The sequence below is a fragment of the Marinobacter mangrovi genome, assembly GCF_016798325.1.
Taxonomy (GTDB): Bacteria; Pseudomonadota; Gammaproteobacteria; order Pseudomonadales; family Oleiphilaceae; genus Marinobacter_A; species Marinobacter_A mangrovi.
In genome coordinates, this window is sequence record NZ_JAERVO010000003.1 from 229,456 (window position 1) to 252,013 (window position 22,558).

Genomic DNA, 22,558 nt, shown 5'->3' on the forward strand with positions numbered 1-22,558 from the left:
GGGCCGGATGCCGTCTGTTCTATTGCTGTGACTGCTTGAAGTCGAGTACCTGTTTGGGCGTGACCATGTCGCCAGTGTTGTTGCCCCAGGCATTACGTTCGTAGGTGATGATCGCCGCCAGATCGACTTCGCTGAGCTGTTTGCCGAAGGCCTGCATCGCCGTTCCCTGCACCCCGAAGACCACGGTGTGCAGATGCTTCTCCATGGGCCCGGTAGCAACCGGGCTGCCCTTGAGCGCCGGGAAGGTGGGCGGCGCACCCGAGCCGTCCGGCTGGTGACAGGCGGCGCAGGTGGTGTTGTAGGCTTTTTCGCCGCGGGCGATCAGCTCGTCCTTCGTCCAGTCCTTGCTGGTCAGTTCGCGCAGCTTCTCGGCCTGGGCCACCTGATCCTGGACCCAGCCCTGGTATTCGTCTTCCGGCACGGCTTTCACCACAATCGGCATGAACCCATGATTCGTCCCGCACAGCTCGGTACACTGACCGCGATAGATGCCCGGCTCGTCGATTTTTGCCCAGGTTTCATTGATGTAGCCGGGTATGGCATCTTTCTTCACGCCCAGCGCCGGCACCCACCAGGAGTGGATCACGTCGCTGGAAGTGACCAGGAAGCGGATCTTCTTGCCCACCGGCAGCACCAGCGGTTCATCCACCTGCAGCAGGTAATGTTCGTTCTTGTTGGCCAGGTTGTGGATTTCTTCCTGGGGCGTGGCGAGATTGGAGAAGTAGCCGAACTTCTCGTTGAGGAAGTCGTAGTGCCATTTCCACTGGTAGCCGGTGATCTTGACGTCGATGTCCGCCTCTTTCGTGTCGTACATACGCAGCAGGGTGGCGGTAGCCGGGATGGCCATGACCACCAGGATCAGGAAGGGAATAATGGTCCAGAGAATCTCGACCCAGGTATGCTCGTGGAAATTGGCCGGCTTGTAGCCCTTGGATCGGCGGTGCGCGAAGATCGACCAGAACATGACACCGAACACCACGATGCCGATCACCACGCAGACCCAGAAAATGGTCATGTGGAGACCGTAGATGTCACGACTGACACTGGTGACACCGGGGGTCATATTGACGGTCCAGTCGGCGAAAACCGACTGGCAAACCGGGAGCCCGGCCAACAGAGTGCCGACTCGTAATGCCGTCATGCGCATACCGTGTCTCCACAGAGTTCTGGCGCTTCGCACGAAGCCCCTTATTCTTGTCGTGGATACGACCCTGTGGCGACGGTGAGACCCAGCCCTGAGAACAGTGAGGCAGATCCTTGCCAACTCGGGTCGATCAGCTTTTTCTGCGTGACACTTCCATCGGGAAGCGCGTGCTTCCCGTCCCTTTTCCCGGTGCGACTTCGCACCAGCGCATCTGTCCCGGGAAGGAAGTCTTTTCACGGATTCCTGGGTTGCCAAAATCGACAGACCCGATTGGAGTATAGACAGAGGTTCCGGAATCCCTCAAAAAGCTGTTTAAAATTTAGACATCTTAAAACATCGTATTTAGTGCATTTTTGAATAAGTAGCCTCCGAAAAGCTGAGTCGCCCGTGACCCTGAACCCGCTCGACCGCCGTCTCTGGCATCTGGCCTGGCCCCTGATGCTGACCAACATCACCGTTCCCCTGCTGGGTCTGGTGGACACTGCCGTGCTCGGCCACCTGGACCAGCCGGACTACCTGGGTGCCGTCGCCGTGGGCGGCAACCTGTTCAGCATCCTGTACTGGACCTTCGGCTTCATGCGCATGGGGACCACCGGCCTGGCCGCCCAGGCGTTCGGCCGGCGCGACGACTTTGCCCAGAGCGCGCTGCTGGTACGTTCGCTGCTGCTGGCCATCGGCATCGGCCTGCTGCTGATCCTGCTGCGCGCGCCGCTGGTGAGCCTCGGTCTGCAACTGATGGGGGCCAGCGAGAACGTGACGGAACTCGCCCGTGGGTATACCGAAATCCGCATCTGGAGTGCGCCGGCGGTACTGTGCCAGTACACGCTGGTGGGCTGGCTGATCGGCACCCAGTACCCGCGCGGCCCCATGCTGATGCTGATCCTGGCCAACACGCTCAACATCGGGCTCGACCTGCTGTTCGTCACGGTGTTCGGCTGGAACAGCCGGGGGGTGGCCGCCGCCACCGCGATCGCCGAATACGCCGCGGCGGGGCTGGGCTTCTGGCTGGTGTGGACCCGGCGCCCGGCGGACCTGGTGTTCGACCGCCGTCTGCTGGGTCGGTTGGCGGACTACCTGGCCATCCTGAAGGTGAACCGCTATATCATGGTGCGCACCATCCTGCTGCTGTTGTCGCTGGCGTTCTTCACCGCCCAGGGGGCGCAACAGGGTGACACCATTCTGGCCGCCAATGCCGTATTGCTCACCTTCCTGATGCTGATTTCCAACGGGCTGGATGGCTTCGCCAACGGCGCCGAGGCCCTGGTGGGCGAGTCCGTCGGCCAACGCGACCGGGAGCACTTTCGCGCGGTCTGCCGCACCGCGCTGCGTTGGTCGGTGTGGGGCGCCGGACTGTTCACGCTGCTGTTCCTGGTGGCCGGCGGCTGGATCATCAGCCTGCTGACCAGCCTTCCCGAAGTGGCCGGCACAGCTCGCGAGTTCCTGCCGTGGATCTGGCTGTTGCCGTTTGCCGCGGTCTGGAGCTACCTGCTGGACGGCATCTTCATCGGCGCCACCCGTACCCGGGACATGCAGAACACCATGCTGTTCTCGGTGCTGGCGGTCTATCTGCCGGTGTGGTGGCTCAGCCAGGGTTGGGGCAACCACGGCCTGTGGCTGGCCATCACCAGCCTGATGCTGGCCCGCGCCGCCAGTATGGGGTGGCTCTTCCTACGCCACACGCGAGAGGATCGCTGGTTCGCAGGGAACTGAGTCACCGAATATGCGTCCCATAGCGACACAACCTGGATCATGTCCAAAAAATTAACAATGCCGCGATACGTCTGATTCTCAACTACACTGATATTGGTTTTTAACAGACAACCGCAGGCGACGCCGTCAAGACCCGCCTGCCACGCAGTGGGGAGGCGTCTTGCGACCCGATCCTGGAGCTACACGAGCAGTCCCTGTGATGACACCCAACGCAGTACTTCACATCATCGACCAGGCACGTCGACAGGAGGCCCGCTCCGGGACCTTCCTGGGGCAGATGGCGGAACGTGCCGCCGGTCTGCCGGACAGCATTACCGTCGAGGGACCGAATCCGGCCACCTGCCTGTTCCAGTTTGCGATCGAATACATCGAGATGGCGCCGCGGCTGATCGAGTGCGTCACCACCTGTGCCCGGGACTCCGGCAACGAAGCCCTGTTCGAACCGTTCGTCGACGCCGCCATCCGTTATTTCACCCGGCCATCCATCCTGCTGGCGCAGTACGACGGACTCGACGGCCTGCTGATCAAGGCCTATCTGTGTCACCGGCTGATGGAGGAGATGTACGAGAACAACTACTCCATTCGTGCCAGCCGCCTGGTGGACCTGGAAGCCATCCAGGCCAACCTGGTAACCCACTACCTGATCGGTGAGCCGTTCGCCAACGAGCTCGACCAGTCCATCGCCATCACCGTGGTGCAGATCGCCGGAACGCCCAAATACTATCGCCTGAACCTGACCCCCTTTGTGGAACAGGCCCAGGATGCCGCCTGGGACTGGATGCGCGATTACTGGGAGAAACTGCTGACGCGCAACCAGATTGCCTTCACCCTGAACCCGGGCCTTGGCTTGAGCTGAACCGGGCCCTGACTATTGACGTAACACGGTCATGAATCGCCAAGAAACCGTGGACAATCGCCGCAGCCACGTGGTACTGCGCGATCATCTATAATGACAAACCATGATGCGACTGCTACGCCCATTTTTGGCCACACTGGCACTGTTGTTTGCGCTAAGCAGCCACAGCCAGGCCCTGACTCTGACCATTCGCGATGCCGCCAATGGCGATCCGGTACCTCATGCCGTGGTCAGCCTGCCGGCCAGCGGACCGGCGCCCCCTCTGGCCAGTCCGGCCGTCATGGCGCAGGAAAACCGGACGTTCGAACCGCACCTGCTGGTTATCCCGGCCGGGTCGATGGTGGAGTTTCCCAATCACGACAACACCCAGCATCACGTCTATTCCTTCTCCCCGGCCAAGACGTTCAACATTGAGCTGTACGCCAAGCGGCCCGAGGCACCGGTCACGTTCGATACCGCCGGCGTGGTGGAACTGGGCTGCAACATCCACGACAACATGCAGGCGTTTATCTACGTCACCGATGCCGCGCAGACGGTCACGACCGGGCCCGATGGCGTCGCCCGGATAGAGCCTTCCACCGCAGCACCGGTCACGGTCAAGGTCTGGCACGAACGCCTGCGCGACAACAGCCAGCCGGTGACGCTGACGATTCCCGCTTCCGAAGGAGAGCCCCGTGCGATTTCCCTCGACCTCACCCCGAAAAAGGTCGAGGCCGACCCCTTCGCTGATCTGCAACGGCGGTTCGATAACCTGTGACCCTGCGCCCGAGACTCCCCGGATTCCGCGGTCGCCTTCTGATTGCCATGCTCGCACTGGCCCTGGTGACCAGCGTGACCATCGCGGCCATCTTCATGCTGTCCACCTTCCAGGATGAGGAATACCGCGCGCGGGAACGTCTCGACGTGGCCAGCGATGTCATGCGCGAACTCCTGGCCCGCCGCACTCAGCTGCTGATCGACACGCTGAGCGTGCTGGTGGACGACTTCGGCTTCCGCTCGGCCGTCGCCTCTAAGGACGAACCCACCATCACCAGCGCCCTGGAAAACCAGAGCCAGCGCTTCAAGGCGGACATAGCCATGCTGGCCGACCGCAACGGCCGCCTGCTGGCCAACCTTCAGGGATTGCCCAACGGCACCCAGCTGCCCTTCAACGACCTGCTCCAGCGGGCGGAACGCCAGGGCGCGGCCACCGGCCTGCTGACCTGGCAGGGGCAGGCATTCCAGGCTTTGCTGGTGCCGGTGCAGGCGCCCGGATTACGGGCCTGGCTGGTGATGGGGTTCAACCTGGACGACGCTTTCGCCCGGATGATCAGCGAGCTGACCGGCGTGGACGTGGTGTTTACCGCTGTGGCACCCGAGACCGCCTATTACGGCCGCAGTCTGTCGGACGACGCCATCGACGATGTCGTTGGGCAGGGGGCCCTGGCGTCCCGCAGCAAGATGACCGGCGATCATCGCTATTTCACCCGCGTGGCGTCGCTGTCCCGCAATGGCGAGGAAGCGCCGGTCAACGCGTTGTTGCTGCTCGATCGGCAAACCGCGCTGGCCCACTATTACAAGCTGGCGCTGGAGCTGGGTCTGATCGTGCTCGCCTGCCTCGCCATTGCCGGCTTGCTGGCGTTTGGCCTGGCCCGCGCCCTGGGCCGCCCGGTCTTGCTGCTGGCGCGCTTCGCCAGTGACCTGGGCAGCGATCCCGCGACGCCGTCTCCGGGTTTGTCCGGGCAGGACGAGCTGGGCCAATTGCAGAACGCGCTGGGCGACATGGCCCATCGGATCCGCCGGCGGGAACACCGGATCCGCCACGACGCCAACCACGACAGCCTGACCGGTCTGCCCAACCGCAAGGCGATGCAACAGGTGTTGCGGCCGATGCTGACGCAGCAGCAGCCCGCTTTCCTGTTGAGCCTCAGTATCAATGGTCTCAAGGAACTGAGTGAAACCCTGGGCTACGACCTGGGCGACCAGATCCTTATCGCCGCTGCCCTGCGCATGCGCGGCGTGCTCGATGCACACTGCCTGTTGGCGCGGACAGGCGGCAACGAATTCATGACCGTCATCCCCGGGCTGGACGAAAGCCATTTCCATGCGGTGTTGGGCCGACTGCGGGCCGCGGCTGAAGAACCGGTGGTGATCCGGGACACGCCAGTCACGGTGGAGCTGTCGGCGGCCGTTCTGCAGCTGCCGCAGGATGCCCGCTCTCTCGACGACATCCGCCGCCGGGTCAGCCTGACGCTGGAGCGGGCCCGCCACGACGACACCCGCACCGCGTTCTATCTTGAGGGCGGCGACGAGCATCATTTGCGCGAGCTGCAGATCATCCGTGACCTGCAAAAGGCCCTGGCAGACGACCAGCTGGAGATGCTGTACCAGCCCAAGGTGCGCTTCGACACCGCTCACCCGGTGCAGGTGGAAGCGCTGGTGCGCTGGGCCCATCCGGCGTTGGGGCCGATCAGTCCCGACGAGTTCATCGGGCTGGCAGAGCGGTCCGGTCAGATCCATGAACTGACCGACTATATCCTCCGGCGCGTGGCCCGGGATAGCCATGACTGGGCAGGCGCCGGGCTGTCAGACCTGGGTGTAGCCATCAATCTGTCGGCGCTGGACCTCCTCAATCACAGTCTGCCCAACCTGATCTCCACCGTGTTTGCCGACGGCGCGCTGCCCCTGAACAGGCTGACCTTCGAGATCACCGAGAGCGTGGCCATGGCGGATACCCAGACGGCGCTGCGCACCCTCAACCGGCTGCGGGACCTGGGCGCCAAGCTGTCGGTGGACGACTTCGGTACCGGCTACAGTTCGCTGGCCCAGATGCGTCAGCTGCCGGTTCACGAGCTGAAAATCGACAAGTCGTTCGTTCTCAGCCTGGATTCCACCCAACAGGACCAGCTGATTGTGCGCTCCACCATCGACATGGCCCACAGCCTGGGGCTGGGCGTCGTGGCCGAGGGCATCGAGAACGAACTCAGCTGGCGGCTGTTGCAGGCCTGGGGCTGCGACCTGGGTCAGGGCTACCTGCTGGGCAGGCCGATGCGTCCGTCTCAACTGGCGGCATGGCATCGGGACCGCGCCGAGCAGGCCCGCGCACTCGCCGCCGACACCTCCACGATCGATCCATAGCGCAAGGAGCCTGATGTGCCTTTCACCCGATTCCTGCCCTGGCTGCTCGTCGCCCTGGCATCCGCTCCGCCAGCCGTGGCCGAGCCTGGCAGCCGGCTCTGGGCCACCGGGGGCGTCACCACCATCGAAGGCGCGGCTGGCGGTGGCCTGGTGCCTATGGCCGTGCTCACCGGCTACGCCAGCGACCGGGAGTGGGGCGGCTCCGTGGCCCTGTCCCATGCGCCCCTCGACGACTACACCGTGGACGTGGTGGCCGGTGCCCTGAACTGGCACAACCGTATTGAAATCAGCGCCGCCCGCCAGACCCTGGACCTGGACACCCTTGGCGCTGCCCTCAATCAGGACGATCTGCAGCAGGACATCCTGGGGGCCAAGCTGCGCCTGACCGGCGATGTCCTCTATTCGCCCTACGGCCAGTGGTCGTTGGGCGTCCAGTACAAGCACAACCGGACCTTCACGGTGCCCGATGCGGTGGGCGCCCGTGACGTCAGGGGCACGGACGTTTACCTGGCCGGCACCAAAGTGTTCCTGGCGGGCCTGTTCGGCCGCAACGTGCTGGTCAATGGCGTGGTTCGCGGCACCAAAGCCAACCAGGGCGGACTGCTGGGGTTTGGCGGCGACAAAAACGACAGCTACGACGCGGTGCTGGAGGGTAGCGCCGGTGTCTTCATCGATCGGCAATGGCTGGTTGGTACTGAATATCGGCAGAAGCCCGACAACCTGGGCTTTGCCCGGGAAGAGGACGGGTACGACCTGTTCGTTGCCTGGGTGCCCGAGAGGCATCTGGCGGTCACCGCCGCCTGGGTCAACCTGGGCAGCATCGCCGGGCTGGATGACCAGCAGGGTGCCTACCTGTCGCTGCAGGGGAGTTTCTGATGTTACGCCGTTTGTCCGCTCGCAAGACGTTTCTCATCGTTGGATTGCTGACCATGCTGGCCGGCTGCCAAAGCGCACCGCCCGCAAGCCAGGACACGCTGTACAACGACCTGGGCGAACGCCACGGGATCGCCCGGTTCGTGAAGGACATGCTGTATATCGTCGTGGAGGACGACCGGATTGCGGAAACCTTCAGAGGCGTCGATATCGCCAGTCTGCACCGCAACCTGACCGACCAGATCTGCCACCTCGCCAACGGCCCGTGTACCTACAACGGCCGCAGCATGACCGAAGCCCACGCCGGACTCGGGATCGACGAGACGGATTTCAACGCCCTGGTGGAAGACCTGATTCTCGCCATGGAACAGAACCAGGTGCCGGTTTCCGCACAGAACCGGTTGCTGAATCGGCTGGCACGGCTGCACGATCAGGTCGTGCGGATTCCGGAAGCCCGACCAACGACACATTGACGTGGCGGGCCAACGCGCTAAGCTGCTGCTTTAACTCACGAAAGGACCGATTGATGTTGGAAAATGCGGATCTGGGCAAACTGATTGTGCGCCTCACCCTGGGCGGCCTTATCCTGTTTCACGGGATTGCCAAACTGTTTCACGGGGTGGGTTTCGTGGAGTCGCAGCTGGCCAGCCATGGGCTGCCGACGGTCCTGGCCTACGGGGTCTATATCGGTGAAATCCTGGCGCCGCTGATGGTCATCCTGGGCTACCACACCCGCATCGGCGCGATGATCATCGTCGTGAACATGATCGTCGCCTTCGCACTGGTGCACATGGGGCAGTTGCTGACTCTGAGCCAGAGTGGCGGCTGGGCGCTGGAACTGCAGGGTTTCTACCTGTTTATTGCACTGGGCGTGGTTTTCCTTGGGCCGGGGCGTTACAAGCTGCACTCCTGATACCCTCACCCGGAAGCGGTGTCCGGCACCGTTTCCGGGTAGAATAAACGTTACATGCACGCCTGAGCAGACACCATGACACATCCCCTCAAACCCGGCCGCTACCGGCACTACAAGGGCAAGGACTACGAGGTCATCGGCGTGGCCCGCCACAGCGAAACCGAGGAAGAACTGGTGGTTTACCGTTGCCTGTACGGGGACCACAGCCTCTGGGTCCGCCCGCTGAGCATGTTCCGCGAGAACGTCGAGGTCGCCGGAGAAACCGTTCCGCGCTTCAGCTTCGTCGGATAACGCCTTTACCGATGGCGTGGGCGACTTCGGTAATCCGCTTTGACTCCGCTGGTCGTTTCCTGCACATTAGCGCGCTTTTCTGAACCTCCCCCAAGGAAAAGCGCCATGAATGCTGTTGTCGCCGCCGTCGGTATCATGCTCGTCCTGAGCCTGTGCCGGATCCACGTCGTTGTTGCCCTGATTATCGGTGCCGTTGCCGGTGGCCTGATCAGCGGATTGTCCCTCGATGCCACCATTGCCGCCTTCAACAACGGTCTCGGCGGCGGAGCCACCGTGGCTCTGTCCTACGCCACCTTGGGGGCGTTCGCCGTTGCTATCGGCAAATCCGGCCTGGCCCATGCCCTGGCGGACAAGGCGCTGGCCATGGTCGGTCGTCAGGAATCGGCGGGCAACGGCGGCGGCCGGGCCATCAAGTTCGTGATGATCGGCCTGCTGCTGGCGATTGCCATTTCCTCCCAGAACATCCTGCCGATCCACATTGCCTTCATCCCGCTGGTGGTGCCGCCGCTGCTGTACGTCATGGCCAAGCTGAAGCTGGATCGCCGGCTGGTGGCCTGCGTGCTGACCTTCGGGTTGATCACGCCGTACATGTTCCTGCCGATCGGCTTCGGCAGCATCTACCTGCACGAAATCCTGCTGGCCAAGGTGGAAACCAACGGCGTGGCCGTGGACGGTCTCAACGTCATGCACGCCATGGCACTGCCGGCACTGGGCATGCTGATCGGTCTGCTGGTGGCGGTGTTCTTCAGCTACCGCAAGGACCGCACCTACGACCTCGCGCCGATCGAGCGCGCCGAGCGGGTGGACATCGCCTACAACAAGTGGACGCTGATCATGGCGCTGGTGGCGATCCTGGTGGCGTTCGTGGTGCAGCTGACGCTGGACTCCATGATCCTCGGGGCATTGGCGGGCTTCGTGCTGTTCAACCTGTCCGGCGTGGTGAAGTGGAAGGAAGCCGACGACCTGTTCACCGAAGGCATGAAGATGCTGGCGATGATCGGCTTCATCATGATCGCGGCCTCCGGCTTCGCGGAAGTCATGCGCGAGACCGGCGACATCAAGACGCTGGTGGAAAGCTCGGTCGGTGCCATCGGCGACAACCAGGCGCTGGCGGCGCTACTGATGCTGGTGGTGGGTTTGCTGATCACCATGGGCATCGGCTCGTCGTTCTCCACCATTCCCATCATTGCGGCGATCTACGTGCCGCTGGCGGTGCAGCTGGGCTTCAGCCCGCTGGCCATCGTGGCGCTGGTGGGCACGGCCGGGGCACTGGGGGATGCGGGGTCGCCCGCTTCGGACTCGACCCTCGGGCCCACCGCCGGCCTGAACGCGGACGGTCAGCACAACCACATCTGGGACACGGTGGTGCCGACGTTCCTGCACTACAACCTGCCGCTGTTGGTGTTTGGCTGGATTGCGGCGATGGTGCTGTAATACGTACCGCAACGGCGAACGAAAAAGGCCCAACCGATTGGTTGGGCCTTTTTACTTCTGATGGCACAGATGCGGCGAGGCTATCGCCTCGTCCCCCTCTCTCCAAACCTCTCTCCCTCCAGGGGAGAGAGGTTCATGAGGCCTTCAACTCGAACTACATCCATGAGCTCCCCTCGCCCCTTGCGGGAGAGGGGCCGGGGGAGAGAGCCGTAGGTTGGGCTGACGCAGGAAGCCCAACAATAAGCGGACACACCTCAAGCATGGGCTCTCGAAAGCCGGCTCGGCGGCCATGAGATTGAGTGGGCTCGGCCGCAAACCCGGTCTGTTGGGCTTCCTGCGTCAGCCCAACCTACATGGAATTGAGATCTATCAAAACCGTAGGAAGATCTCCGGCCGACCGCTGGTCGGCTCCGAAGCTGAAGCGTCGGCTACATTGAAGATCAATGCTCAAGCTCCTCCGGCGTTGGGCTCAATCCTCGCCGTCTTCATCCGCCGCCGCCTTGAAAAACACCACCTGTTTCACGGTGTGGTCGTCCTCATTGCGGCGTTTGTTCACGCGGGTTTCCAGCTCGCCGAGGGGCTGGCCGTCCGGGGTCTGGGCGTCTTCAAAACCGCAGGCCACGCATTCGCGGAATTGGCCTTCCTCGGTCTGTTGCATCATGAGCTTGTCCATCTCGCCGCAGCGGGGACAAACTGCGCCGGCGATGAATCGTTTGGGGGTCGCCATCGGCTCTCCAGGGGTTGTGTTCGGCGGGGCACTCGGGCCCCGCCATCAATCGATCAGGCCGCGTCGTCGGTGATGCCGGTTTGCCGCAGCAGGGCGTCCACTTCCGGCTCGCGCCCGCGGAAGGCCTTGAACAGTTCCATCGGCTCGCGGGAACCGCCCCGTTCCAGGATGTTGTGCAGGAACGCGTGGCCGGTCTCAGGATCGAAGATGCCGTTCTCCTCGAACAGCGAGAAAGCGTCTGCCGCCAGCACTTCCGCCCACTTATAGCTGTAGTAACCGGCCGCGTAGCCGCCCGCGAAGATGTGCGAGAAGCTGTTGGGGAAGCGGTTGAACTCGGGCGTCTCGGTAACGGCGATTTCTGAGCGCACCTGACGGTACATGTCGAGCGGGTTCACCGGCGTTTCCGGCGTGAACTCGGAGTGCAGGCGGAAATCGAACAGCGAGAATTCCAGCTGACGCACCATCTGCATGCCGGACTGGAAGTTCTTCGCGGCCAGCAGCTTGTCGAGCAGGTCCTGGGGCAGCGGTTCGCCGGTTTCGTGGTGCTTGGCGATCAGACCCAGGGATTCCGGGTTCCAGCACCAGTTCTCCAGGAACTGGCTGGGCAGCTCGACGGCATCCCAGGCCACGCCGTTGATGCCGGACACATCCGCCACTTCCACCTGCGTCAGCATGTGGTGCAGACCGTGACCGAATTCGTGGAACAGGGTGGTGACCTCGTCGTGGGTCAGCAGTGCCGGCTTGTCGCCCACCGGCGGCGTGAAGTTGCAGGTCAGGAACGCGACCGGCAACTGCAGGCTGCCCCGCAGATTGCGCCAGCGGACCCGGCAGTCGGCCATCCAGGCGCCGCCACGCTTGCCCTTGCGGGCGTACATGTCGAGGTAGAACCAGGCGATGGTCTCGTCGCCGCGGCGGATGCGGTAGGCGGTGACATCCTTGTGCCAGGTCTCGACGCTGGTGTCCGGTTCGATGGTCAGATCGAACAGGCGTTCGGCGACGCGGAACAGGCCGTTAACCACCGTCTCCGCCGGGAACCAGGGGCGCAGGGTTTCCGGGGAAATGTCGTAGCGCGCCTGACGCATCTTCTCGCTGTAGTAGCCGATGTCCCAGGCTTCCAGCTCGTCCACGCCAAACTCGTCTTTCGCGAAGGCCTTGAGGTCGTCGAATTCCTGCACCGCGACCGGACGCGACTTGGCAGCCAGTTCCTGCAGGAAGTGCATCACCTCATCGACGCTGCGGGCCATCTTGGTGGCCAGGGAACGTTCGGCGTAGTTGTCGAAGCCCAGCAATTGGGACTGCTGGTGCCGGCGCTTGAGGATTTCCGCCATCACCGGGGTGTTGTCCCAGTGGCCACCATCCGGACCCACATCGGAGGCGCGGGTGACGAAGGCCTCGTACACCTCGCGGCGCAGCTCACGATTGTCGCCATAAGTCATGACCGGGAAGAAGCTGGGGAAATCCAGGGTGATCACGAAGCCATCCAGGTCCCGCTGCTGGGCCGCCTGGCGGGCACCGTCCAGTGCGCTCTGGGGCAGGCCGGCCAGTTCGGCTTCATCGGTGATGTGCTTGAACCAGTGCTGGGTGGCGTCCAGCACGTTGTCGCTGAAGCGGTTGGTCAGTTCGGCCAGTTCCCGGGACAGGTCGGCAAACTGCTTTTTCTGGTCCTCGGGCAGGTCGACGCCGCCCAGGTGAAAATCCCGCAGGGTGTTGTTGATGGCCTTCTGCTGGGCTTCGTCCAGTTCCTGGAACGCAGGACTATCCGCCAGCCGTTTGTAGGCGTTGCACAGTTCGGTGTTCTGGCTCAGCTCGGTGCCGTACTCGGTCAGCTTTTCCAGGCAGCGCTTGTAGACATCGCGCAGCTCGTCGCTGTTCATCACCCCGTTGAGGTGGGAGATCACCGACCAGGCGTTGTTCAGCCGATCGTCCAGCGCCTGCATCGGCTGGAACAGGGTTTCCCAGGTCGGTTCGGACTGGGCAGCCAGTTCCTGGATCTGCATGCGATTGTCGCTCAGGATCTGGTCGATCGCCGGTTCCATGTGCTCCACCCGGACATGGTCGAAGCGGGGAAGCAGGTCGTCACTCAGCAGCGGATTGTTCATGGGGCTCCTTACTCGCCGAATTAAAGTCACTGATACCGGATCAATGACGGGCTGTTGCGGGCGGTGGTGGTCCGTGACAGGCACGGGACCGGTGCTCTACTGTATGACTCATCATACGCCAATGCCGCCCGCACGCGGATCTGTATAGGACTTATGTAATGGCTCAAGTACGTTCTCACAAGGGGTTTAGCCCAAAAACCGGCGAACGGGTGTGGATCGATCCCAGTGCCCAGGTGATCGGTGACGTGGAACTGGGAGACGACTGTTCCGTCTGGCCGCTGACGGTCATCCGTGGTGACATGCATCGGATCCGCATCGGCGCCCGCTGCAGCGTCCAGGACGGCTCGGTCCTGCACATCACCCACGCCAGCGACTACAACCCGGGCGGCTACCCGCTGACCATCGGCGACGACGTCACCATCGGCCACAAGGCACTGCTGCATGGCTGCACCGTCGGCAGCCGGGTGCTGGTGGGCATGGGGTCGATCATCATGGACGGCGCCGTGGTGGAGGACGAGGTGATCGTCGCCGCCGGCTGCCTGGTGCCGCCGGGCAAGACGCTGGAATCCGGTCACCTGTATGTGGGCAGCCCCTGCAAGCAGGCGCGCCCGTTGAGCGACAAGGAACGCGGATTCTTCAAGTACACCGCAGCCAACTACGTGAAGCTCAAGGACGAATACCGGGCGGAGGCCGGTCAGTAGACCTGGCGATTTTGCTGATCCAGATCAAAAAATGAGCCCTTGAAATCCGTCGAAGCGCTCTTAGATACGGAAATAACCAGTTCAGGAAAGCCCAGCCAGTTGGCGCCACTGTGTCGGGATCTTCCTTGAACGGGTCTGAAGTCGTTGCCTCCTGATCGAATCAGGGGGCACTCAAACATGATCTCAGGTTCGTTTGGAGGAAACTCTCATGAGCAATCTCACACGTTGGAACCCCATCAGCGAATTCGAGGATTTGCTGGATCGCTACAACCGTCATTTCGGACTCCCGAGCACCCAGGGCGATCGCGAAAACCGCGACCTGTTCCGCCGCAGCGACTGGGCCCCGGCCGTGGATATCCACGAAACGCCCGAGGCCTTCGAAATCCACGCGGAACTGCCGGGCATCAAGAAAGAAGACGTGAAAGTCACCGTGCACGACGGCGTGTTGACCCTGCAGGGTGAGCGCCAGAAGAAGGAAGAGTCCGGCGAAGGCAAGACCCACCGGGTCGAGCGGGTCTACGGCTCGTTCATGCGCCGCTTCACCCTGCCGGACAACGTCTCGGAAAACGAGATCAACGCCAACTTCAAGGATGGTGTGCTGTCCCTGACCCTGAAGAAAGTGGAGCCGGCTCAACCCCGCTCCATTGAAGTGCAGGTCGAATAAGCCGATCCCATCGGTTTGCCCCTCGCCTTCCGGGCGGGGGGCATTCACTCTTTTCCTGCGGTTGGCGCCTGGCCTACAGATCGATGACCAGCTGTTTGCTCAACGACCTTGAGCAGCAAGGGGTAAACTGATCATTGGCCGCCTGCTCGGCTTCGCTGAGGAACAGGTCCCGGTGATCGGGTACGCCGTCCAGAACCCGGGTCAGGCAAGTACCGCAGATACCCTGTTCACAGGACAGGGGAATATCGATGCCCTCACGCTCCAGGGCTTCGGCGACGGTCTGGTCGGCCGGTATGGCGATGACCTGTCCGGTGCTGGCGATCTTCACGTCAAAGCGGCCATCGTCCGCCTTGTGGGCCGGATCGTCGCCGGCACTGAAGTATTCCCGGTGCAGGTTGGCGTCGGGCCAACCCAGTGTTCTGGCCATACCGAGGACATAGTCGATGTAGCCCGGCGGCCCGCAGACATAAAGGTGGGTATCCGAGGCCGGCGACGCCAGGACGCTCTCAGCATCCAGTCGGGCATCGCCGCCTTCGTCCCTGTACACATGCACCCGGCCGTCCAGCACCGGTTGCCGTAACCGCTCCCGGAATGCGGTCCGGTCCGGTGACCGAACGCTGTAATGACATTCGAACGCCCGGCCGGATTGCGCCAACGCCTCAGCCATGGCAAGGATCGGCGTAATGCCGATGCCGCCGGCAAACAGCAGGCTTCGACGCCCCTCGGGCGCCAATGCAAACAGGTTGCGGGGCTCACTGATTTGCAGCCGGTCGCCCACCTGCAGTGCGTGCATGGCTCGGGAGCCGCCCCGCGATCCGGGTTCAAGCAGCACGCCGATCTGGTAGTAGCCCGAGACCGCGCCGGGATTGCACAGTGAATACTGGCGGATCAGCCCATCCGGCAAATGCACATCGATATGGGCGCCGGCTTCGAACGGCGGCAGCTCGGCGCCATCCGCCCGGGCCAGCTCAAAGCTGCGGATATCGGTCGCCTCCTGACGGACGGAAATAACAACAACATCAATCATGATTTCCCCCTGGCGGTCCGGACGACCGCGCGTCGGTAAAACGGTCGTCCGTCTCAGACGGCCCGGGCGGTTTCCGTGGAGTTCTCGGCAGCACGCTCCTGATCAATCAGCCGATCAATGATCTTGCGGGCCTGGACGCCACCGGCGTCGATGTTGAGCTTGAGCAGCTTGCGCTGTGGATGCTGGAGCAGATTGAGTTGCTGGCGTTCGAGCACCTCCAGGTCCTCGGAAAAGATCTTGCCCTGGCCTTCGCGAATGCTCTCGGTGAGCGCCTCGTCTTGCGGTTTGAAGTTGCGGGCCATACCCCAGAAGTACCAGATGGAGGTGTCGGTTTCCGGAGTGATGAAATCCACCACGATGCTGGCGGCCTTGTCTTCCGGCGCTGCGTCGTAACCGCCTTTGCCGGCGTGGGCCACGCCGACTTCGATCATGACATGGCTGGGTGGCGTGAACCGGCAGATCTGCCAGCGATCCACCGGCACATCCGGATCCAGGTCATTACCGCGCAGCGCGTTCTGCCAGAACGGCGGCGCCGGAATGTCGTACATGTGCCGGCTGGTGGTGACTTCCTGCCCGTTGACCTTGGTCTCCGGAGCCGCTTCATCGATTTCCTTCTGGCCAATGCTGGAGGCGTGCACGTAGGTTTCGTGGGTCAGGTCCATCAGGTTGTCGATCATCAGCCGGTAGTCGCACTGGATATGGTAAAGACCGCCGCCGTAGGCCCAGTCGTCGCTCTCGGCCCAGTGCAGGTGGGGAATGTCCGCCGTATCCGCCTTGTCGGCCTCGCCCGGCCACACCCAGATGAAGCCGTGACGCTCCACCACCGGGTAGGTACGAATGGCGGGAAAGCCGTGCACCCGCTGTCCCGGCATGCTGGAGCATTTGCCATCGCAGCCCATTTCCAGGCCATGGTAGCCGCAGACCAATTGGCCATCGCGGACAAAACCCAACGACAGCGGCGCTCCGCGGTGGGGACAGAAGTCTTCTACGGCGGCGACCCGGTCGTTCTCGCCACGGAAGAACACAATGGATTCATTACAGACACGACGGCCCAGGGGCAGACCATCGATTTCATCAGGGGTACAGGCGACGTACCAGGTGTTCTTGGGATACATATCAAACCCTCAGTTCAGTGTTGTCATTGTGTGGGTACTTCAGGTTATGGATCCAATAAATAAGTTTTAGAGGTCAATGTCAAACAAAAACCAATTTTTTGGATCCAATAATTCCGGATGACATAGTCCACGGAGATGGGCCGGGCGAGACAGGAGGTGACTCGGGACTGATTAGGGATTACGACCGTTTGTCGTCATAATGGCGACGTTTCTGGATCCAAAACGGTTGTTTCAGGGAAGCCCCTGAATCCAGCGGAAAAGCAATGCCGCACAACACAACAGCAACGCATGAGGCAGGTAGTCTGTGGCAAGTGAAAACAGGAGCGTGGTCACCCAGCTGCGCAAGATGATCAGCGAAGGCGCATACCATCAGGGTGAACGGATCGGTGAAGTGCGCGTGGCGGAAGACCTCGGCGTGTCACGCACGCCGGTGCGCCTGGCCTTTCGGACACTGGAGCAGGAAGGTCTGCTGGAGCGTACCGGTAAGCGCGGCTTTGTGGTGCGGGAGTTCTCCGAGCGGGACGTCCAGGTTGCGGTGGAGGTGCGCGGGGTCCTGGAAGGACTGGCGGCACGCCGACTGGCCGAGGCGGGACTGACGGATCCGGTTCGCGAGCAACTTGAACGCTACCTGGCCGAAGGCGACCGGCTGTTCAGCAAAGGGTATCTGGAAGACGCGGACATTACCGACTGGAGCCGGCTCAATGGTGATTTTCACCGCACCATCATCGAAGCCACCGGCACCCGGGTGATCGCCGATGCCATCCGCCGTAATGACCACCTGCCGTTTGCCTCAGCGGAATCCATCATCATCGATAAACGCTGCCTGGATGGGGAATACCGCAAGCTCTTCATGGCGCACCAGCAGCATTGGCTGGTCTTTCAGGCGTTGCGGGAGGGCGAGGGCGCCCGGGCGGAGATGCTCATGCGCGAGCACGCCTATATCGGCCTGCGTTATGGCTCGTTGTTCGGGCTGACCGATTAGGGAAGAGGATCAGAAGGTGGGCGTCTAAGCCCACCCATGTCAGCCATCCGTAGGATCAGACTTCGGCTGCGCCTTTGGCCCCGAACTTCTTGAGCGATGCCACGTACTCGACGCTGCGACGATGCTCGCTGATGTGGTCGAGGATGGTCTGGCCGCTTTCGCTCTTTGCATTCAGGTCGCGGCCGGCTTCGGTGAAGAAGCCCAGGAACCGCTCGAAATCCCCGGCCCGCATGGCCTGGTAGGCCTTGATGAGCACCTGGTAGTCCGGGTTCAGGGCAGTGTCATACGGGGTTATGAACAGGAAGCTCTTGACCCGCTCATCACTCCATTCTTCCCCAATGACCTTCGGCTTATCCGGTCCACTCATAGCTACCCTCATCAATGCTTTAGTATTTTTCCGACACCCACAGGAGGCCGGCGTGTGCCCCTGGAGGGGCGACAGTATAACGGGGTTGGCGCTTAAACGTTATATGAATAGCGCATGAGGTTCTGGCGTGGCGTCATAAGAGCATCTGTAGATTGCGGTAACACCCAACGTTTAAGGACAGCGAATGGATACACTTGCCGGAGGAGGGACAAGGACGTCCCGGTCGCATCAGCCGGCCAGGGACGGCCGTCTAATGCAGCGCAGGCAAGGGTATCCATTCGCTGTTCCGGCACGGGATTGAAGGCTTGGTTTACGTTGAAATCAGGGATTGATCTCCACCGGTAAGTCCGCCGTGTTCGCCCTGGCCGTGCACTGCGGGTCGCGAATGCTGATTTCCACCCGGCGGTTCTTGGCCCGGTTCTCGGGTGAATTGTTGGGCACCAGCGGATTGGTCTCGGCCCGGCCGGCGGCGACGACCCGTTTGGCCGGCACCTTGCGGTTCATCACCAGTTCATGGACCACCGACACCGCCCGTGCCGCCGACAGGTCCCAGTTGGATCGATAGCGGGTACTTACTATCGGCCGATCATCAGTATAGCCTGCCACCACCACATCGCCCTGGCATTCCGCCAGCACATCCACCACCCGCGCCAGGATCGGTTCCATATCCGGTTTCAGCTCGGCACTGCCGGATTGGAACGTGGCGTCCTCGGCAAAGCGGATGACCACCTTCTCGGTGTCGTACTTCACGTTCAGCGCGCCCTCGGCCACTTCGCTTTCCAGCTCCCGGATCAAGCGGCTGGCCAGTTCGGTCACGCCTTCCGGTATTTCGGTGACATCGGCCGTGGACTTGGGACTGTCATCGATCAGCTGGGGCTGGTCCGGCGGAATCACGGCCGGTTGCTGGGCGGGCGCTGGAGGGACGGTATCGCTTTCGATCAGGGTCAGCGGGCTGCCGCCAACCGCATCGTCCTGGATCACGCTGCTGCCAAAGGCGCCCGCCAGGGAGCCCGCCATCGCCTTGTACTTGGCCACGTCCATGGTGGAATACGACAGCAGCAGGATAAAGAAGGTCAGCAGCAGGGTCGCCAGGTCCGCAAACGTGACGATCCAGTTGGGGGCGCCTGCGGCCTGTTTCTTCCGGCGTTGACGCGGCAGTCGGGATGCCGGCATGGATCAGGCCTCCCGTTCCCGCGCCAGGACCTGTTGCTGCTCCGGAGTGATGTAGGCCGACAGCAATTCGGTGATGACCCGCGGGTTCTGGCCTTTCATGATGTTCTGGATGCTGGTGACGATCAGCGCCATGTTGCGCTGTTCGTCTTCGGCCTTGAGCTGGATCTTGTCCGCCAGGGGCAGGGCGATCAACTGGGCGATGAAGGCGCCGTACAGGGTGGTGAGCAGGGCAATGGCCATTGCCGGCCCGATGGAGGAGGGATCGTCGAGGGTGTTGAGCATTTGCACCAGGCCCACCAGGGTGCCCAGCATCCCGATGGCCGGGGCCGCGTCGCCAATCCCGCGGAAGATACGTTCCGCCACGTCGTAGCGTTCCATACGCTGCTGCATGTCTTCCAGCAGGGCTTCCTCGATCAGTTCCGGGGGGTGGCCATCGACGCAGAGGTTGATGGCCTTGGCGAGAAAGTCGTTGCCGGTTTCATGGGATTCCAGACCCAGGATGCCTTCCTTGCGCACGACCCGTGCCAGCTCGGACACGTTGCGGATCAGCTCAATGGGGCGGTCCGAGGTCTCGCGGAAGACCGTGCTGAGCGCCAGCCGGAAGGAGCTGGCGACGGACCGCAGGCGAAACTTGATCAGGGTGACGGCAAAGGTGCCGCCCACGACGATCATCAGGCCGGGGATATTGAGGAAGGTGTTGATGGTCGCATCGGCGAGCATCGCCACGGTCACGATCGCGACACCGGCGATCAGTCCGACGAGGGTCAGGATATCCATGGATTGCCTTATCTGGTTCAGGAATACGCGGGCGTCGATCGTTCCAATCAACTCGCCCCAATTCGCACAATCCTGAGAATAGCCTACTTGGCGGCCCCAATCCTGTAACCAAGCGTTAAGGGAGGGTGTTAAAGCCGACTAACCCACGCGGTCCCGCAATGCGGCCATCACCGGCGAGGTCTCCGGCCGCACGCCACGCCAGCACGCAAACGCTTCCGCCGCCTGCTCCACCAGCATGCCCAGGCCGTCGATAACGCGTGGTGCGCCGTGATCCCGCGCCCATTGGTTGAATGGCGTCAGATCGGGACCGTACATCATGTCGTAGGTGATGGTTTTCGGACCCACCACGCGGCGGTCCAGAGGCGGCAGATCGCCCTGCAAGCTGGCGCTGGTGCCGTTGATGATCAAATCGAACGCGTCTTTCGGATCGGTGAAACCGCAGCCTGTCACCGGCACATCGCCGGCAAACAAGTCCGCCAGGGCTTCCGCCTTGGCCACCGTACGATTGGCAATAACCACCTCGGCGGGTCGCTCTCTCAACAGCGGCGCCATGATGCCGCGCACGGCGCCGCCGGCCCCGAGCACCAGGATGCGGGCGCCTTTCAGGTCGATACGCTGGTTGACGGTCAGATCGCGAACCAGCCCCAGGCCATCCGTGTTTTCACCGCACAGGCGACCGTCGCTGTCCCGAAACAGGGTATTCACGGCACCGGCCGCTTCAGCGCCGGGGCTCAGGACGTCCACCAGTTTCCAGGCCTGTTCCTTGAATGGCACCGTCACGTTCAGGCCTTTGCCGCCGCGCTCGAAAAACGTGTTTACCGCGCCTTGAAAACCGTCCATCGGGCACTGGATGGCGGTGTACTCCACCGGCTCCCCGGTCTGGGTGGCAAACAGGCTGTGAATCAATGGCGACTTGCTGTGACTGATGGGGTTGCCCATCACGGCGTACAGGTCCTGGGTCATGCGTTGGCGTCCTCCTCGGCCAGCCAGTCCCGATCGGTCAGGAAATAGGCGGTCAGTTCATACTCCGGCGTGCCCGGCCGGGGCTGGCGATTGTAGTCCCAGCGGGCCAGGGGCGGCATGGACATCAGGATCGATTCGGTGCGGCCCCCGGACTGCAGGCCGAACAGGGTACCGCGATCGTAGACCAGGTTGAATTCCACATAGCGTCCGCGGCGATAGAGCTGGAAATTCCGCTCCCGATCGCCATAGTCCATGGTCTGGCGACGCTGAACGATGGGCGTGTAGGCTGTCAGGTAGCTGTCGCCCACCGACTGCATGAAGGCAAAGTCCCGGTCGAAGTCGCCGCTGTTCAGGTCATCGTAGAACAGGCCACCGATGCCGCGGGGTTCCTGGCGATGGCGGATGTGGAAGTACTCGTCGCACCATTGCTTGTAGCGCGGGTAGACCTCGTCGCCAAAGGGCGCACAGGCAGCCCGCGCCGTGCGGTGCCAATGGACGCAGTCGTCCCGGAAACCGTAGAAGGGCGTCAGGTCGTAGCCGCCGCCAAACCAGTAAACCGGGGGTTTGTCTTCGGGTCGGGCGATAAAGAAGCGCACGTTGGCGTGGGAGGTGGGCACGTAGGGATTGCAGGGATGCATCACCAGGGATACGCCCATGGCTTCCCAAGGCGCCCCCGCCAGTTCCGGACGATGGGCCGTGGCCGAGGGCGGCATTTGCTCACCGGTGACGTGGGAGAAATTGACGCCCCCCTTCTCGAAGATCCGGCCTTCGGTAATGACCCGACTGATACCACCACCGCCTTCCGGCCGGTCCCAGCTGTCGGTTGCGAAACTGGCTTGCCCGTCGAGACGGGACAGGGTCTCGCATATCCGCTCCTGAAGCGATAGTAAGTACTTCTTTACTTCAGCGCTATTGGGTTCCATGGCTTTCTCCGAATCGGTTCAACGCAACTGGCGGCCGGACACCAGGTCGATAATACGACTGGGCTGTCGCTGACGGCCCAGGGCACCGGGCAGGATGTAGTCGAGGCGGTCTTCGAAATAGCGGGCCACCTGCAGGCGGCTGCGCGCTGGCGGTCGGCCCGCCGGGTTACAGGACGTGGAGACCACCGGGCCGCCGAACGCCGTGCAGAGGCGACGCACCAGCGGATGATCGCTGACGCGGATAGCCACGGCGCTGTGTTCGCCCTTGATCCATTCCGGGATCTGGTCGAGGAGATCCGGAATGAGGCAGGTCACCGGGCCCGGCCAATGGGACAGCGCCTGCTCACGCAGGGCCGGCTCCAGGGGCTCCAGCAGGAACGCAATCTGCGCGGGAGAGGACGCCACCAGGATAACGCCCTTGTACTGGGGGCGATCCTTCAGCGCCAACAACCGGTCCACGGCGGCGCCGTCCCAGGGATCGCAGCCCAGGCCCCAGACCGCTTCGGTCGGGTAGGCGATCACGCCCCCGGCGTCCATCACCGCTGCGCTTTCCCGCACATGCCACCAGCCCGGTGGGTAGTCGCTTGTTGGATTTCGGAATTCGTTCATGACTCGACCTGCCAGGAGTTGGCCTCGCATTATGGCGTTTGCTCTGGCGGGTGAACAGACCGAAGCGATGACCATCACTCAATCTGCTCGCAA

Annotated in this window: 23 protein-coding genes; 12 read left to right on the top strand and 11 right to left on the bottom strand. The window is 62.6% G+C overall.

The features are described from left to right. Positions 1-19: 19 nt before the first annotated feature. A complete protein-coding gene (coxB, locus tag JL474_RS10710) occupies positions 20-1,147 on the bottom strand; it encodes a cytochrome c oxidase subunit II (protein WP_203142074.1) in 1,128 nt (375 codons plus the stop codon). A gap of 435 nt (positions 1,148-1,582) precedes the next feature. On the opposite strand from coxB, the gene JL474_RS10715 reads away from it, so the two are divergent. The 9 genes from JL474_RS10715 (at position 1,583) to JL474_RS10755 (ending at position 10,338) form a co-directional block, all read left to right on the top strand. Beyond that, positions 1,583-2,854 carry an MATE family efflux transporter gene (locus tag JL474_RS10715; protein ID WP_203142378.1) on the top strand — a complete coding sequence of 424 codons (1,272 nt, stop codon included), beginning with the start codon at positions 1,583-1,585 and terminating at the stop codon, positions 2,852-2,854. 199 nt (positions 2,855-3,053) lie between these two features. Beyond that, complete coding sequence (locus JL474_RS10720) at positions 3,054-3,710, top strand: hypothetical protein (protein ID WP_203142075.1); 657 nt, start codon at positions 3,054-3,056, stop codon at positions 3,708-3,710. A gap of 103 nt (positions 3,711-3,813) precedes the next feature. Then, the gene (locus tag JL474_RS10725; protein WP_236012190.1) at positions 3,814-4,467 is read left to right on the top strand and encodes a methylamine utilization protein; all 654 of its coding nucleotides are present in this window, start codon (positions 3,814-3,816) and stop codon (positions 4,465-4,467) included. A gap of 47 nt (positions 4,468-4,514) precedes the next feature. Further along, positions 4,515-6,827, top strand: a complete 2,313-nt coding sequence (locus tag JL474_RS10730; RefSeq protein ID WP_203142076.1) for a putative bifunctional diguanylate cyclase/phosphodiesterase — start codon at positions 4,515-4,517, stop codon at positions 6,825-6,827. Between the two features lie 15 nt (positions 6,828-6,842). Beyond that, complete coding sequence (locus tag JL474_RS10735; RefSeq protein WP_328797813.1) at positions 6,843-7,703, top strand: DUF3034 family protein; 861 nt, start codon at positions 6,843-6,845, stop codon at positions 7,701-7,703. Beyond that, a complete protein-coding gene (locus JL474_RS10740) occupies positions 7,703-8,173 on the top strand; it encodes a group I truncated hemoglobin (RefSeq protein ID WP_203142077.1) in 471 nt (156 codons plus the stop codon). Before JL474_RS10735 ends, JL474_RS10740 begins: the two co-directional genes overlap by 1 nt. A gap of 53 nt (positions 8,174-8,226) precedes the next feature. Further along, positions 8,227-8,613, top strand: coding sequence for a DoxX family protein (locus JL474_RS10745; RefSeq protein ID WP_123636523.1), 387 nt, complete (start codon positions 8,227-8,229; stop codon positions 8,611-8,613). A 75-nt stretch (positions 8,614-8,688) separates the two neighbouring features. Beyond that, positions 8,689-8,904, top strand: a complete 216-nt coding sequence (locus JL474_RS10750; protein WP_123636522.1) for a DUF1653 domain-containing protein — start codon at positions 8,689-8,691, stop codon at positions 8,902-8,904. A 105-nt stretch (positions 8,905-9,009) separates the two neighbouring features. Next, positions 9,010-10,338: a Na+/H+ antiporter family protein gene (locus JL474_RS10755; protein WP_203142078.1), complete on the top strand. Its 1,329-nt coding sequence runs from the start codon at positions 9,010-9,012 to the stop codon at positions 10,336-10,338. Positions 10,339-10,807: 469 nt separating this feature from the next. Here JL474_RS10755 and JL474_RS10760 read toward each other — a convergent pair whose 3' ends face one another. Both JL474_RS10760 and prlC read right to left on the bottom strand, forming a co-directional pair. Then, positions 10,808-11,065: a YheV family putative zinc ribbon protein gene (locus JL474_RS10760; RefSeq protein WP_123633907.1), complete on the bottom strand. Its 258-nt coding sequence runs from the start codon at positions 11,063-11,065 to the stop codon at positions 10,808-10,810. Between the two features lie 53 nt (positions 11,066-11,118). Further along, entirely contained in the window at positions 11,119-13,164 is a 2,046-nt protein-coding gene (gene prlC / locus JL474_RS10765) for an oligopeptidase A (protein ID WP_123633906.1), read from the bottom strand. 158 nt (positions 13,165-13,322) lie between these two features. Here prlC and JL474_RS10770 point away from each other — a divergent pair, with 158 nt between their 5' ends. Together JL474_RS10770 and JL474_RS10775 are read left to right on the top strand one after the other, a co-directional pair. Then, entirely contained in the window at positions 13,323-13,865 is a 543-nt protein-coding gene (locus JL474_RS10770) for a gamma carbonic anhydrase family protein (RefSeq protein WP_203142079.1), read from the top strand. A gap of 208 nt (positions 13,866-14,073) precedes the next feature. Then, on the top strand, positions 14,074-14,529 hold the full coding sequence (locus JL474_RS10775) for an Hsp20/alpha crystallin family protein (RefSeq protein WP_123633904.1): 456 nt from the start codon (positions 14,074-14,076) through the stop codon (positions 14,527-14,529). 73 nt (positions 14,530-14,602) lie between these two features. Here the strand turns inward: JL474_RS10775 and JL474_RS10780 are convergent, their stop codons facing one another. Continuing rightward, positions 14,603-15,556, bottom strand: a complete 954-nt coding sequence (locus JL474_RS10780; protein ID WP_203142080.1) for a PDR/VanB family oxidoreductase — start codon at positions 15,554-15,556, stop codon at positions 14,603-14,605. Between the two features lie 53 nt (positions 15,557-15,609). After that, a complete protein-coding gene (locus tag JL474_RS10785; RefSeq protein WP_203142081.1) occupies positions 15,610-16,671 on the bottom strand; it encodes an aromatic ring-hydroxylating oxygenase subunit alpha in 1,062 nt (353 codons plus the stop codon). 304 nt (positions 16,672-16,975) lie between these two features. Between JL474_RS10785 and JL474_RS10790 the strand changes: the two genes are divergently transcribed. After that, positions 16,976-17,653 carry a GntR family transcriptional regulator gene (locus JL474_RS10790; RefSeq protein WP_123633901.1) on the top strand — a complete coding sequence of 226 codons (678 nt, stop codon included), beginning with the start codon at positions 16,976-16,978 and terminating at the stop codon, positions 17,651-17,653. Between the two features lie 55 nt (positions 17,654-17,708). Here the strand turns inward: JL474_RS10790 and JL474_RS10795 are convergent, their stop codons facing one another. The 6 genes from JL474_RS10795 to JL474_RS10820 form a co-directional block, all read right to left on the bottom strand. Then, positions 17,709-18,020 (bottom strand): PA4642 family protein, encoded by a 312-nt coding sequence (locus JL474_RS10795; RefSeq protein ID WP_123633900.1) that lies wholly within the window; start codon positions 18,018-18,020, stop codon positions 17,709-17,711. A 321-nt stretch (positions 18,021-18,341) separates the two neighbouring features. Next, positions 18,342-19,193 carry a flagellar motor protein MotB gene (locus tag JL474_RS10800; RefSeq protein WP_203142082.1) on the bottom strand — a complete coding sequence of 284 codons (852 nt, stop codon included), beginning with the start codon at positions 19,191-19,193 and terminating at the stop codon, positions 18,342-18,344. 3 nt (positions 19,194-19,196) lie between these two features. After that, the gene (locus JL474_RS10805) at positions 19,197-19,970 is read right to left on the bottom strand and encodes a motility protein A (protein WP_123633898.1); all 774 of its coding nucleotides are present in this window, start codon (positions 19,968-19,970) and stop codon (positions 19,197-19,199) included. A 138-nt stretch (positions 19,971-20,108) separates the two neighbouring features. Further along, complete coding sequence (gene aroE, locus JL474_RS10810) at positions 20,109-20,933, bottom strand: shikimate dehydrogenase (RefSeq protein WP_203142083.1); 825 nt, start codon at positions 20,931-20,933, stop codon at positions 20,109-20,111. Further along, the gene (hemF, locus tag JL474_RS10815) at positions 20,930-21,856 is read right to left on the bottom strand and encodes an oxygen-dependent coproporphyrinogen oxidase (RefSeq protein ID WP_203142084.1); all 927 of its coding nucleotides are present in this window, start codon (positions 21,854-21,856) and stop codon (positions 20,930-20,932) included. Before hemF ends, aroE begins: the two co-directional genes overlap by 4 nt. 18 nt (positions 21,857-21,874) lie before the next feature. After that, positions 21,875-22,465: an L-threonylcarbamoyladenylate synthase gene (locus JL474_RS10820; protein ID WP_203142085.1), complete on the bottom strand. Its 591-nt coding sequence runs from the start codon at positions 22,463-22,465 to the stop codon at positions 21,875-21,877. Positions 22,466-22,558 lie beyond the last annotated feature (93 nt).